We start from the raw sequence: 12,755 nt of genomic DNA, 5'->3' as shown, positions 1-12,755 counted from the left end.
AACGAGTAGAACGGGGAAGCAGCAATATGGACCTATCAGAAGTATTACGACATCTGAATCGCGACATGCGGGACGTTTTGCGTACCGGAGCAGAGCAAAGCAATTCCGCGATGCTCTTCGGAGAAGACGCGTTCATCGTTACTGTCGCGGGGTATATGGCGAGGGCCGGTCAGACCTTTTCACCCCAGCTATGCCAGTATTCGGCCATTATCGGCGGCGATGCGGTCCGCCTGAGCGGATTTTCTCTTTCGGATGAAGGAGACAGGCTGGATCTTCTTGTTAGCCTTTATCATGCTGCCGAAGCCCCTTTACAGATCGCTAGCGGGGAAATTGACCAAGCCGTTGCCCAGTGCGTCGCGTTCCTTGGTCATGCGCTCGATGGCAGTCTGACAGCCTGTGTAGACGAGTCGCATGATGCCTTCGGCCTGATTGGTACTGTCGGCATGGCGTATGACAGTATTGAACGGGTCTCCATCTCCGTCCTGACGGATGGTCTGTCCGGTGACTTTGAAGTTCCATCGCTGCAGGTACGTAACAAATCCGTTGTGGTCAGGGTAATTGACCTTGCCGTTCTGGCAGAGCTGATTTTCGTCCCGGCCGAGGAAGGTGCTGACAAGGCGATTGCGCACTTCCGGCAGGACCTCGTTGCGTCTCTGCTTGATGATGTCCAGCGTGGCAGGGATACTGCAGCTGCGTGCTTCGCGGACGAGGCCGGCGCCCGACTTGGCGATGCCGAGGAAATCACCGACTTCCAGCGTTGCATGTTCAAGAGCCTTTCGGGCGACGCACCGATGCAGGTGGATGGTTTCGCGACTGACGATGTCGATGGAACTTTCACCCTGCTGATCACGGATTTCTCGGCTGAGGGCGGGATGCCTGTCATCTCGCAGGAAGAGTTGCGACGTGCATTCGATATGCTGTACAGGTATGCCGGTCTGGCCCTGTCGGGCGGACTGCCTGCGCCTTCCTCCGGCAGTATCGAGCCCGGTATTGGCCTTGCCGCAGAGCTTCTGCGGATGCGGGACACGATTACGCGCCTGAAACTCTACCTTGTGTCCAACCGTGTTGCCGAGGCTACGCAGGAGACAGAAGCAAGAGGTCCGCTTTGCGGAATCCCGGTAGAAACTCATGTCTGGGATATCCGCCGGATGTACGGTGCTTTTGTCTCCGAATCGGGCAGGGATGATTTCGAGGTGTCCTTTCTCGATGCGGACGGTACCGGTATGCCTGCACTGAGCGCCGGCACATCCGGGGGCAATTATGAAGGGTATCTTTGCACCATATCCGGAGAGGTGCTGGCAGATATTTACGAACGCAACGGTAGTCGTCTGCTTGAGGGAAACGTGCGGTCGTTCCTGAGCACCAAGGGAAAGATCAATTCCGGGATTCAGCTAACGCTCAGCGAGCGTCCCGAAATGTTCTTTGCCTATAACAACGGCATTGCTGCGACGGCGGAAGCCGTCACAACCGATACTACGGATGGCCTTCGTATCTTACAAGCGAAGAATTTCCAGATCGTGAATGGCGGGCAGACGACAGCTTCGCTTGCCGCAGCATCACGGCTAGGTACGGACCTGAGCGGAGTCAGAGTGCAGATGAAGCTGTCTGTGCTGCCACCAGGGAGAGCGATGGAGCTTATTCCTCTGATAGCCCGTTTTGCCAATAGCCAGAACAAGGTGAACGAGTCTGATTTCTTTGCCAACCATCCGTATCACCACCGCCTGGAGCAGATTTCAAGGCGCCTTACGGCACCGGCTAGCGCTGGTCATGACGGGCCCAGCTACTGGTATTACGAGCGTTCCAGGGGGCAGTATGTGAATGACCAGAAGGATCTGTCAGGTCAGGAAAAGGAACGATTCCTGATGCTGAATCCCAAGGCTCAGTTGCTCACGAAACTTGACGTTGCCAAGCTGGAAAATACCTGGAATGGCTACCCGCATAAAGTCAGTACGGGCGCTCAGAAGAATTTCGTATTCTTTGCCGGTCTGATTTCGAAACGCTGGAACAGCGACGATGCACAGTTCGACGACGGCTATTACAGAAATATAGTGGCTATGGCGATCCTGTTCCGCCACACAGAGAAACTCGTCAAGGAGCAGAGCTGGTACAACGGGGCATACCGGCCGAATATCGTGACCTATAGTCTGGCTCTGCTGCAGTATATGGTGAAACACCAGGGTGGGGGGCGCGAGATCGACCTTGCAAAAATATGGGAAGCGCAGTCCGTGCGCGCAGAAATCACTGCCCAGTTAGTGGTTCTGACCCGGCTGGTGCTTGACGTCCTGACGGATGTGCTCCGAACAAAAACGAATGTCACGGAGTGGGCGAAGGCAGAGGCTTGCTGGGAGCGCGCGATGTGCTCTGCTCCCAGAATATTGCCGGAATTCTTAGACTTACTTGTCGACCCCCTTGCTAGACAATATCTCGAAAGGCAGGGCGGAGGTATGCTGCAAACAGGGTATGGCGTTTTTGCGCGAACTTCCGTGCTAGGAATTTCACCGGCAAAATGGAAGAGTATGCTCGATTGGGGAATATCTCGGAACCTCCTCGACATGAAGGCTCAGACTTCCCTCAGGCAGGCCTGCAGGATGCCCAATTTTTTGCCAAGCGTCAAAGAGTGTGAACGTATTCTTGATATTCGCGCGAGGTTGATTCGCAGCGGCTATAGCGAGTAGGAACTTGTTGCTGAGGAGTGTTGCACCCATCTGTGACCTTATGCGATTTCTAAAATTCTGAATCGCCACGAAGATGACCAATTGCTGAGTAAATGCAACGAGGAAATTTGGGGCAATGGAAGCGCGTTTTAGCGCATTTCAGCACGCATTTTCAGTCAAGCTCTGCAACACCGAGCCTTTACTGACGGTTGCTGAGCTAATCTGACGTCGCTAAAAAAACAGATTCGAAACTTGCACTTCCCACCAAGAATTCCAGTAAAAACAAAGGCCTGCGTTTATCGCAGGCCTTTGTCGTTTTCGGGCCATGAAAAATTTGTCCTGCCCTCTTACCAGAAACGGCACCACTGTAGCGACGGTTCCGGGCAGTTGATTTGTAGTGGGAATTGTCCAGCGGCTAGCGCTCAATCTTACTCATCAGGATGAGTGGGAGCCGGAGAGATTAACGGTGTATTCAAAGGACAATTTACGCCAGCACATTCGTGACCAAGTTGCGCCGAGGGGACTCGACAAGAGACCCAACGTGCCTCCTCATAATCTTCAACCAACTATCTTCGGTTGAAAACTAGGGAACCCTTGAATGGGAAGCAGCTATCTGCCAGCACGATCGATCCATACGTCTTTCTGCTCTACGCACAAGACCGAGGCGTCCAAATCCCGAAAGTAGATAGGCAGCCTCAAGCAGTTTTACCAGGAGTTAGTTTAATTGAGTTTGAGGCGGTCTTGCGTCAGAGTCGCGGCGTTCATCAGAAGTCTCGGTGCAGCTCGCTGAGTCGAGTAATTCAACGTGCAAATGAACAGGCTCAGAATATATTGCGAATTCGAGGCGGATTTCAAGGCAATTCGACAATAAAAAATAGTACCAAGCCAGCCCTAAATAGCCGGGGAACTGTCCAGAGGGAAACAATGTGACTAAGTGATTAAGGACCATGTCGTGGCGCTGGCTCATGTCTTGTTGTGATCCCTCCTGTTCAATAGGGATGCGCCGGCACATTTGTTGCTGCCAAGACAGTCTCCCTCAGCCAGCGGTGGCGATCCTTGCCACGCGGCTTTGCGGCCTTTTTTGCAGATGATTAGTAGTTTTCATAGCAAATGTAAAACTCTTTCTGAAAATTAATTTGCTAAAAATATACATTAGTTGCTATGATTTCCCATAGAAAATTAAATATTTACCAATTGTTCTGTGGCATTTTCTCTTGGTAGGGATGTCGTATTCGTCTCAGCAAAGCAGTTCAACCCGTTCTAGTCCTAGCCAGGAACAGGTGAAATGATGCTTGTCGCGCGGGTAACGAAACATAAAACGTAGCGGTGTCCGCGTTGTGGAATGGGCGACGGCGCTAGTTCTGCTGGAGGCGCCTGCGTGTGCTGCTGTTAAATGATTTGAGTTTGCATAGTGGCTCAGCCTTGGATGGCGTTGATTGGAAAAAATATTTATGAGCAACGGAATTACGCAACTACCCGAGTCGAGCTCCCGCCTGAAAGTGGGCATCTGGGTAGAGGGCGAATTAGGCGATAAGTACATCGCCGATCTGCTGACCTCTTTGAATGTTTCCGGATTGTTTGACCTGACGCTGGTGGTGGCTAAGCCGCAGATATCTGTCCAGAATTGGCTGTATCGCACGATCTGGCGGTTTATTCATCGGGAAGAACAAAAATATCTCGAAGGCCATGCGCTACATAGTGACCACACCAGCTCCCGTACGCTGTCAAAACAGGTGCCCAGCATTGTCTTGCTGAATAGCAAAGAGGAAGATTTGTTGATGGTTCGCGAGCAGGACTTTGATTTGGTCGTTGTTTGCGGCCAAGTCGCGCCTTCTCGGGAGATGCTGGCTGGAATACGTCTGGGAGCAGTTGCCTTGACGGGCATCGATGGTGATCTGGCAGGGGCGTCAATGGGCTTCTGGGAATGTTATTATGCCCAGCCTAAAAGTGGATTTGCGATAGTGGCCTGGGAGACCGATGCAGCCCCGCAGGTTTTGCAACATGGTTATTACTCGACACGGGCGCAGTATTTATTGAATCAGGCGGAGTTACGCTACAAGTGCAATGCCCACTACAAGGATCTATTGCAGGGCATAGCGCTGAATGGACAGCTGCCGCAGCCTCAGCCGGTGATGCTGGCCCCGCGCCAGCGTGCGCTGGGTCTAGGGGCAGGGCTGGGTTTTGCTGCCAGAATCGTCAGCCGTAAAATTGTCCAAAAAGTCCATAAAAAATATCTGCTAGGCATGGAGGAGTGGGGGGTGTCGTTTATGTACGCCCCATGGGATGAGCGCCCACTGCCGCGCTTGATTACGCCCAAAGTTCCAGCAGGGCATTTCTGGGCCGATCCCTTTTTGCTGGAGCATGAAGGGCGCACCTACTGTTTCTTGGAAGATTATGATTATGCACGGGGACTGGGTCATGTTTCTGTGCTGGAGTTGCGCGGCGATGATTGCGTCGACCTGGGGCCGTGTTTGGTGGAACCCTTTCACTTGTCTTTCCCTTATCTGTTCCACTATCAGGGACAGTTATATCTGTGTCCCGAGGCGTCGGAGTCGGATCAGATACGGGTTTATGTTTGTGCTGAATTTCCTTTGCGCTGGGAGCTCGCGGCAGTGTTAATGCAAAATGTGTCTGCTGCCGACACTATGCTGTTCGAAGCCCATGGGCGTTGGTGGTTGCTGACCAATATCGATCAGGCGCGCGGTGGTGACCATTGCTCCGAATTGCAACTCTTCTATTCGGACTCACCCTTGAGCACAGACTGGACGCCGCACCCTATGAATCCTTTGCGTATAGACTCTGACGGCGGCCGTAACGGTGGGCTGATTCTCGACCAGGGCCGGCTGTTGCGTCTGGGGCAGCGTCAAGGTTTCGACCATTATGGCGAAGGCCTGCTGGTCTACGAAATTGTCGAAATCAGTGAGACTGTTTATGTGGAGCGCCTAGTCTCGCGCCTGGATCCGGTCGAGTTGGGGCGTTCGGCCATTCACCATTTGAGCACGACAGGGCGGGTCACTGCTATCGATCATAAGCAGTGGTACTATCTGAATAAGGCTCCAAGCCGCGTGGAATGAGTGCAGCGTTAGAAACAATTAGCAGACACAGCTTTAGCTACCAACTGTTTCCAGCAAACTACGAGAAGCAGTACTTTCAGAGGCTGTCGGGCGTCTAACAAACTCGTGGCGATTGATTGTGCGCGTATGGGTATAGAATGCCTGCTCGCTTGGACTATTCAGGCTAGTTAGTGACTAACCCAACTCCGGAGCTTGCCCTATGAAAATCACCGTCGAAACTACCATAGCCGCGCCGCTGGAAACCATCTGGCAAAGCTGGACTACGCCACAGGATATCGTCCAATGGAACACCGCTTCCCCAGACTGGCATACCACCCGCGCTGATGTGGACTTGCGTGTAGGCGGGACTTTTTCTTCGCGCATGGAAGCCAAGGATGGTAGCCACGGCTTCGATTTCGCTGGCACCTATACACGCATCGAGCCGTATCAACTCATTGAATGCCAGTTCGGTGACCGCTCGCTGCTGGTCGAGTTCCTGCCGGGCGCTGAGGGCGTGATCGTACGCGAGACGTTCGATGCCGAAACAGTCTATCCAGTCGAGCAGCAGCGTGCCGGTTGGCAGGCCATACTGGATAACTTTGCCCGTCACGTCGCCAGCGAGTAGGGCCCGCGCTTGCGGCACTAGCGCCGCAATTGCCTGTTCATCACTAATGGCAAAAAAAGACCCATGATTGTCTAGCGCCAACCTCGCCGCCCACGGCAGGCTGGCCTACGATCAAGTCTCCTCAAGACTTGGTCGAAATCATGTTTTCACTGTTTAAAAAAGCTGCTGCACCTGTCGCCACCATCAATGGCGTGGCGATGGCGATGCAGCCGCGCGAGACTGTGCTGCAAGCGGCACTGCGCCATGGCATGGCCTTTCCTCACAGCTGCCGCGTAGGTGGTTGCGCGACCTGCAAATGCAGGCTGCTTACCGGAAAGGTCAAGGAACTTACCAGCGCCGCCTATGTGCTGACCGGGCAGGAACTGACAGCGGGCTACATCCTTGCCTGCCAGTCCGTACCCACTCAGGATGTGGCGATCGAAGTCGCACTCGACACCACTCCGGTGCGACAGTTCACCGGCCGCGTCACCGGCCAGCAGCAACTCACTCACGATATCTGCCGGCTGACGGTGCAACTCGATACGCCGCTCGAATACAAGGCTGGTCAATATGCCCAGTTAGCCCTTGAGAGCCTGCCAGCTTGCGAGCGCAGCTATTCCTTCGCCACGCCCACCCGTGCCGATGGCGTGCTGCAGTTTTTCATCAAGCACATGGCTGGCGGGCAGTTTTCCTCGCGCGTCCATCAGCACCCGGTATTGAACGAAACCGTCACGGTGACTGGGCCGTATGGCGACTTCTGGCTGCGCGAGGCCGATGCGCCGCTGATGCTGATCGCCGGCGGCAGCGGACTGGCACCCGTGCTGGCGCTGCTGCAGGACGCTGCGCAGCAGGGTGTGCAGCGCGACGCCACGCTGATGTTTGGTGTACGCCGTCGCGAGGACTTGTACGCCCTCGATGATATCGAAGCACTGGCGCGCAACTGGCGTGGCCGCTTTGTATTCGTGCCCGTCCTGTCAGAGCAGACCGACTGGCCCGGAGTCAGCGGTCTGGTGCCGCAACACCTCGCTACTTATCTGCCGGCTGGTGCCCATGCCTATCTGTGCGGTCCACCCGCCATGGTCGACGCGTGCACGGCCAGCCTGATCGAACAGGGCGTGGCTGCCGCCCATATTCATGCAGACCGATTTACCACTATAACAAGGGAGACATAAATGAAGCTGCTGCATTATCTGAAGTATTTTCTATTCCATCTGATAGGGCTGCTGGCACTGGCAGCTTTGCTGGCCGGCGGCAGCTGGATCAGTGCCGGTTTCGCCTTTATCGTAACGCTGTATATCGCCGGTGATGCGCTCAGTGGTGACGACATTTCGACGCCCCAATTGGCATGGGGCGGGTTGCTGACCTTCCAGTTGTGGTTAGCCTTGCCGTTGCTGGCGGCAGTGGTATTTGCCTCGGTCTGGAGCGTGTGCGATGCTGATCTGTTGGGCGTGGGCGCCTGGCTAGGTGCGCTGACCGGCTATGATCTGCTGGCCGCACGTGCGGCAACTACGCTTCCGCATCACGTCAGCGGCGTGTTGCTGACAGGGCTGATGATAGGCCTGATAGGCACCATCACGGGCCACGAGCTGACGCACCGTACGTGGGACCCCATCTCGTTGCTGGTGGGGCGCTGGCTGCTGGCGTTCAGCTTCGATACCGTGTTTGCGATCGAGCACGTGTACGGTCACCACCGTTACGTCTCCACCGAGCAGGATCCGGCGACGGCACCGCGGGGCCGCAATGTTTACTGGCATGTGCTGGTATCGACCGTGCGGGGTAATCTGAGTGCGTGGGAAATCGAGGCACGCCGTCTGCAGCGGCAGGGGCATAGTGTCTGGTCGCCGTACAACGCCGTGATACGCGGCCATCTGATGAGCGTAGCGCTGGTGGCACTGGCGTGGCTGGCCGGCGGTCCGCTGGTAGCAGGCTATTTCGTGCTGTGCGGCCTGTGGGGCAAGGCTTTGCTGGAAGTGGTCAACTACATGGAGCACTACGGCATGGTGCGTGACCCTGCCACACCCGTGCAGCCGCGCCATTCGTGGAATACCAACCGCCGCCTCAGTTCCTGGACCATGTTCAACCTGACCCGCCACTCGCACCACCATGCACAGGGTGAAGTGCCATATCAGGATCTCAAACCTTATCCCGATGCGCCCATGATGGTGGGCGGCTACCTGACCACCATCGTGGTCGCCATGATTCCGCCGCTGTGGCACCGTCTGATGACGCCCAAGGTGCTGGCATGGGATCGCCAGTACGCTAGTGCCGATGAACGTCTGCTGGCCGCACGAGCCAACCGCGCCAGCGGCATGGCAGCTTTCCAGCAGCAGGGAGCGGGCGATGGAATTTGATTATGTGATAGTCGGCGGCGGTTCGGCCGGCGCCACGCTGGCGGCGCGCCTGAGTGAACACAGCGCGCTGCAGGTCTGCCTGATCGAAGCTGGTGGCGACGGAAAGGACATACTGGTGCGGGCACCGGCCGGTGTAATCGCCATGGTACCGGGGCGGCCGAAGATCAACAACTATGCCTACGAGACAGTGCCGCAAGCTGGCCTGAACGGGCGGCGCGGCTATCAGCCCCGTGGCCGCTGCCTGGGCGGCTCAAGCGCCATCAATGCCATGCTGTACGTGCGCGGCCAGCCGCAAGACTACGATGAATGGGAACGGCTGGGCTGCACTGGCTGGGGCTTTCAGCAGGTACTGCCGTACTTCATAAAGGCCGAAGCCAACCAGCGTGGTGCCGATGTGTGGCATGGTGGGCAAGGGCCGCTGCAGGTGGCCAACCAGCAGACTCCGCGCGGCATCACTGCGGACTTCGTGCAGGCCGCGCAGCAATGCGGCTATCCGTTCAATCCGGATTTTAATGGCCCCGTGCAGGAGGGTGTGGGCTACTATCAGGTGACCCAGTTCCATGGTGGCAGCAAGAACGGCCAGCGCTGTTCTGCTGCTGCGGCCTATCTGCATCCGGTGATGAGCCGGCCGAATCTGACCGTGCTGACGGCAACGCAGGCGCTGAAAGTGGTGTTCGATGGCCGCCGCGCGGCGGGCGTAAAAATACTGCGGCAGGAGCAGCAGCACATCGTCAGGGCGCGGCGCGAAGTGCTACTGTGCGGGGGCGCTTTCAACAGTCCGCAATTGCTGCTGCTATCCGGTGTCGGCGATCCGGCCGAACTGCAGCAACATGGCATCCCGCTGCGTCACGCCTTGCCCGGTGTGGGCAAGAATCTGCAGGACCATCTGGACTACATCCTGTGCTATCGCAGTGATGTGAAGGATGTGGTAGGGCTGGGCGCGCTGGGCATGTTCAACATGCTGCGAGCCATCCGCCAGTGGCGCAAGACGGGGCAGGGCATGATCGCAACGCCGTTTGCGGAAGGCGGCGCCTTCCTCAAGTCTGCGCCTGAGCTGGAGCGGCCCGACCTGCAACTGCACTTCGTCATCAGCATCGTCGATGACCATGCCCGCAAACTGCATTACGGTTATGGCTATTCCTGCCATGTGTGCGTGCTGCGGCCGGTTTCGCGCGGCACGGTCACGCTGGCGAGCGCCGATCCGCTGGCGGCGCCGCAGATCGATCCGCGCTTCCTGTCTGCGCCGGAAGATCTGGCGCTGCTGATGCAGGGCGCAAGGCAGATGCAGGCCATCATGCAGGCACCGGCGCTGGCACGCCACCGGCCACGCTCGCTGTATCCGGTGCCCGATGATGACAGGGCACTGGAAGCGGCCATCCGCGCCCGCGCCGATACCATCTACCATCCGGTTGGTACCTGCAAGATGGGGATGGATGCGCAGGCCGTGGTCGACCCGCAATTCCGCGTGCATGGGCTGCAAGGTTTGCGGGTGGTCGATGCATCAGTGTTCCCGACTCTCATCAGCGGCAACACCAACGCCCCTACCATCATGCTGGCCGAACGGGCGGCGGAATGGCTGGTTACTGATCGGTAGCAGAAATTACCGCGTAGTAGTATCATGTGGCTGTTGTGCTGCACGTCTTGTTTTGTGCAGCGCCATTTACTGAAAGCGGCCACATGAGCTACCAGCCTATTCCTGCAGCAGAGCAGAGCCAGCCCGTCTCCGAGCGCATCCGTGCGCGCCTGATGGCCAGCGGTACGCGCTTCCATGCCAATGACAATATCGCCGCCTTTATCGAACCGGGCGAACTGGACCAGTTGCTGGACGAGGTCAGCACCCGCATGCAGGGTGTGCTGGAAAGTCTGGTGATCGATACGGTCAGTGACCACAACACGCAAGGCACGGCGCGGCGCGTGGCCAAGATGTATTTGCAGGAGATTTTCGGCGGCCGCTATACGCCGCCGCCGCCAGTCACGGAATTCCCCAATGCGGCCCTGCTGAACGAGCTGATGATTATCGGCCCCATCACGGTACGCAGCGCCTGTTCGCACCACCTGTGTCCCATCATGGGCAAGGTGTGGATAGGGGTGATGCCCAACCAGCACTCCAACCTGATCGGCCTGTCCAAATATGCGCGTCTGGCCGCGTGGGTAATGAACCGCCCGCAGATACAGGAAGAAGCCGTGGTACAGCTGGCCGAACTGCTGCAGGAGAAGATGCAGCCGGATGGACTGGCCGTCATCATGGAAGCCGAGCATTTCTGCATGCACTGGCGCGGCGTCAAGGATACCGACGCGCTGATGGTGAATAGTGTGATGCACGGGTCCTTCCTCAAGGACCCGGCCCTGCGGCGCGAATTCCTTTCCCTTATCAAACGCTAACGCCTACCTCACGGAGTCGCCATGCTCGTTCAACTTCTGTATGCCAGCCGCGCTGCTGCCGATACCACGCCCGCCACCGTCAGTGTGATACTCCAGCAGGCCCGCCTACGCAATCCGCCCGAAGGCATTACCGGTGTGCTGTGCCATGGCGACCGCTATTTCCTGCAGTTGCTCGAGGGCGGGCGGGAGCAGGTCAACCGCCTGTTCTCGCGCATCCAGCGCGACAGCCGCCATACCGATGTCGTGCTGCTACACTATGCCGAAATTACCGAGCGGCGCTATGCCGCCTGGACCATGGGGCAGACCAATCTGGACCGGCTCAATCCCGCTACGCTGCTGCGCTATTCGGCGCTGCCCGTGTTCGACCCCTTCCAGCTGCCCGGCAGCAGTTCCATGGCGCTGGTGGATGAACTGATTGCCTCCGCGTCGGTGCTGGGCCGCGCCTGAACCCATGGCACATAGAAAGCTCGGCTTGCCGCACAAGACTTGCCGGCACTGCGGCTTGCCATTCAGCTGGCGCAAGAAGTGGGAGCGTGACTGGGAACAGGTGCTGTATTGCTCCGAGCGTTGCCGGCGCAGCCATCGTCCCGCTAACGTTGAGGCAGGAGGCTAGGGCAGCATGCAGATACTGATCACCGGTGGCAGCGGCATGATAGGACGCGCGCTGTGCCAGTGCTGGCAGGCCGCCGGCCATGTTTTGACGGTGCTGAGCCGCGACCCAGGGAAGGTGGCAGCGCTATGTAGTGGCGCACGCGGCATCGCCGCACTGAGCCAGCTGGACGCCAGCTACGTGCCCGATGTGGTGGTGAATCTGGCCGGTGCTCCTATTGCCGACCGGCCATGGAGCGCGCGCCGCAAGCATCTGCTGTGGGGCAGCCGGATTACTTCCACGCAGGCGCTGGTAGAGTGGATGGCTAGCCGGCCGGCACCAGTGCCCGTGCTGCTGTCGGCTTCAGCGGTGGGCTGGTATGGCGACGCGGGCGAGCAGCCAGTCGATGAAAGCGTGACGGTGCCCGGCCATGATTTCGGCGCACAGCTGTGCGCTGCATGGGAGCAGGCGGCCCGGCAAGCCACACAGTCTGGCAGCCGTGTCGTGATTGTCCGCATCGCGCCCGTGCTGGCAGTGCAGGGCGGCATGCTGGCGCGGTTGCTCCTGCCATTCCGCTTAGGGCTAGGCGGGCGGCTGGGCCATGGCCGCCAGTGGATGCCCTGGATCCATCTGGAGGACCTGCTGGCACTGTTCGACCATTTGCTGCAGCGGCCAGATTGCAGCGGTATCTACAATGGCTGCACGCCTGCGCCGGTGCGCAATGCCGAGTTCACCCGTTTGCTGGCGGCGCAGTTGCGTCGTCCGGCCATACTGCCTGCACCGGCCTGGCTGCTGCGCGGCCTGCTGGGCGAAATGTCGGTGCTGCTGCTCGGTGGCCAGTGCGCTCAGCCTGTACGAACAATGGCCACCGGCTTCCATTTCCGCTACGCCCGCCTGGAGCAGGCGCTGCAGCAATTGCTGCCATCTTCCCGCTAGTCTGTAGCGCTGCGTCCACGGTGCCACCATGCTGACGCCGCCCACTCCAGTGTGGTTTTTCTGCGGCAACTTTTCCCGAAATGTAGGAAAACTACAGAAGTTTGACTATACTGCCTTCCAGTGATTACTTCTCGTATCGTGCGGGCGCCCTTAACCATGCCGCTTTGCATTGCTAGTCCATCCAAC

Annotated in this window: 10 protein-coding genes; all 10 read left to right on the top strand. The window is 57.8% G+C overall.

Features of this window, described 5'->3' with window-relative positions:
- Positions 1 to 26 precede the first annotated feature (26 nt).
- The 10 genes from GTP23_RS12625 (at position 27) to GTP23_RS12580 (ending at position 12,569) form a co-directional block, all read left to right on the top strand.
- Positions 27 to 2,675: an AIPR family protein gene (locus GTP23_RS12625; protein WP_161035437.1), complete on the top strand. Its 2,649-nt coding sequence runs from the start codon at positions 27 to 29 to the stop codon at positions 2,673 to 2,675.
- A 1,430-nt stretch (positions 2,676 to 4,105) separates the two neighbouring features.
- On the top strand, positions 4,106 to 5,728 hold the full coding sequence (locus tag GTP23_RS12620; protein ID WP_161035436.1) for a glucosamine inositolphosphorylceramide transferase family protein: 1,623 nt from the start codon (positions 4,106 to 4,108) through the stop codon (positions 5,726 to 5,728).
- A gap of 199 nt (positions 5,729 to 5,927) precedes the next feature.
- Positions 5,928 to 6,332, top strand: a complete 405-nt coding sequence (locus tag GTP23_RS12615; protein ID WP_161035435.1) for an SRPBCC family protein — start codon at positions 5,928 to 5,930, stop codon at positions 6,330 to 6,332.
- Positions 6,333 to 6,472: 140 nt separating this feature from the next.
- Positions 6,473 to 7,483: a 2Fe-2S iron-sulfur cluster-binding protein gene (locus tag GTP23_RS12610; protein ID WP_161035434.1), complete on the top strand. Its 1,011-nt coding sequence runs from the start codon at positions 6,473 to 6,475 to the stop codon at positions 7,481 to 7,483.
- Positions 7,484 to 8,662: an alkane 1-monooxygenase gene (locus GTP23_RS12605; protein WP_161035433.1), complete on the top strand. Its 1,179-nt coding sequence runs from the start codon at positions 7,484 to 7,486 to the stop codon at positions 8,660 to 8,662.
- Positions 8,652 to 10,256: a GMC family oxidoreductase gene (locus GTP23_RS12600; RefSeq protein WP_161035432.1), complete on the top strand. Its 1,605-nt coding sequence runs from the start codon at positions 8,652 to 8,654 to the stop codon at positions 10,254 to 10,256. Before GTP23_RS12605 ends, GTP23_RS12600 begins: the two co-directional genes overlap by 11 nt.
- Positions 10,257 to 10,339: 83 nt before the next feature.
- Positions 10,340 to 11,044: a GTP cyclohydrolase I gene (folE, locus tag GTP23_RS12595; RefSeq protein ID WP_161035431.1), complete on the top strand. Its 705-nt coding sequence runs from the start codon at positions 10,340 to 10,342 to the stop codon at positions 11,042 to 11,044.
- A 21-nt stretch (positions 11,045 to 11,065) separates the two neighbouring features.
- Complete coding sequence (locus GTP23_RS12590; RefSeq protein ID WP_161035430.1) at positions 11,066 to 11,491, top strand: BLUF domain-containing protein; 426 nt, start codon at positions 11,066 to 11,068, stop codon at positions 11,489 to 11,491.
- A 4-nt stretch (positions 11,492 to 11,495) separates the two neighbouring features.
- Positions 11,496 to 11,657, top strand: a complete 162-nt coding sequence (locus tag GTP23_RS12585; RefSeq protein ID WP_161035429.1) for a DUF2256 domain-containing protein — start codon at positions 11,496 to 11,498, stop codon at positions 11,655 to 11,657.
- Positions 11,658 to 11,663: 6 nt separating this feature from the next.
- Positions 11,664 to 12,569 carry a TIGR01777 family oxidoreductase gene (locus GTP23_RS12580; protein WP_161035428.1) on the top strand — a complete coding sequence of 302 codons (906 nt, stop codon included), beginning with the start codon at positions 11,664 to 11,666 and terminating at the stop codon, positions 12,567 to 12,569.
- The last annotated feature ends 186 nt before the right edge of the window (positions 12,570 to 12,755 follow it).

The organism is Duganella fentianensis (assembly GCF_009857835.1).
GTDB classification, from domain to species: Bacteria; Pseudomonadota; Gammaproteobacteria; order Burkholderiales; family Burkholderiaceae_D; genus Rugamonas; species Rugamonas fentianensis.
This window is presented reverse-complemented; position numbering and strand designations above follow the sequence as displayed.

Coding starts and splice junctions, on each gene's coding strand:
- GTP23_RS12625 (WP_161035437.1), top strand. CDS start 27: ATGGACCTATCAGAAGTATTACGACATCTGAATCGCGACATGCGGGAC.
- GTP23_RS12620 (WP_161035436.1), top strand. CDS start 4,106: ATGAGCAACGGAATTACGCAACTACCCGAGTCGAGCTCCCGCCTGAAA.
- GTP23_RS12615 (WP_161035435.1), top strand. CDS start 5,928: ATGAAAATCACCGTCGAAACTACCATAGCCGCGCCGCTGGAAACCATC.
- GTP23_RS12610 (WP_161035434.1), top strand. CDS start 6,473: ATGTTTTCACTGTTTAAAAAAGCTGCTGCACCTGTCGCCACCATCAAT.
- GTP23_RS12605 (WP_161035433.1), top strand. CDS start 7,484: ATGAAGCTGCTGCATTATCTGAAGTATTTTCTATTCCATCTGATAGGG.
- GTP23_RS12600 (WP_161035432.1), top strand. CDS start 8,652: ATGGAATTTGATTATGTGATAGTCGGCGGCGGTTCGGCCGGCGCCACG.
- folE (WP_161035431.1), top strand. CDS start 10,340: ATGAGCTACCAGCCTATTCCTGCAGCAGAGCAGAGCCAGCCCGTCTCC.
- GTP23_RS12590 (WP_161035430.1), top strand. CDS start 11,066: ATGCTCGTTCAACTTCTGTATGCCAGCCGCGCTGCTGCCGATACCACG.
- GTP23_RS12585 (WP_161035429.1), top strand. CDS start 11,496: ATGGCACATAGAAAGCTCGGCTTGCCGCACAAGACTTGCCGGCACTGC.
- GTP23_RS12580 (WP_161035428.1), top strand. CDS start 11,664: ATGCAGATACTGATCACCGGTGGCAGCGGCATGATAGGACGCGCGCTG.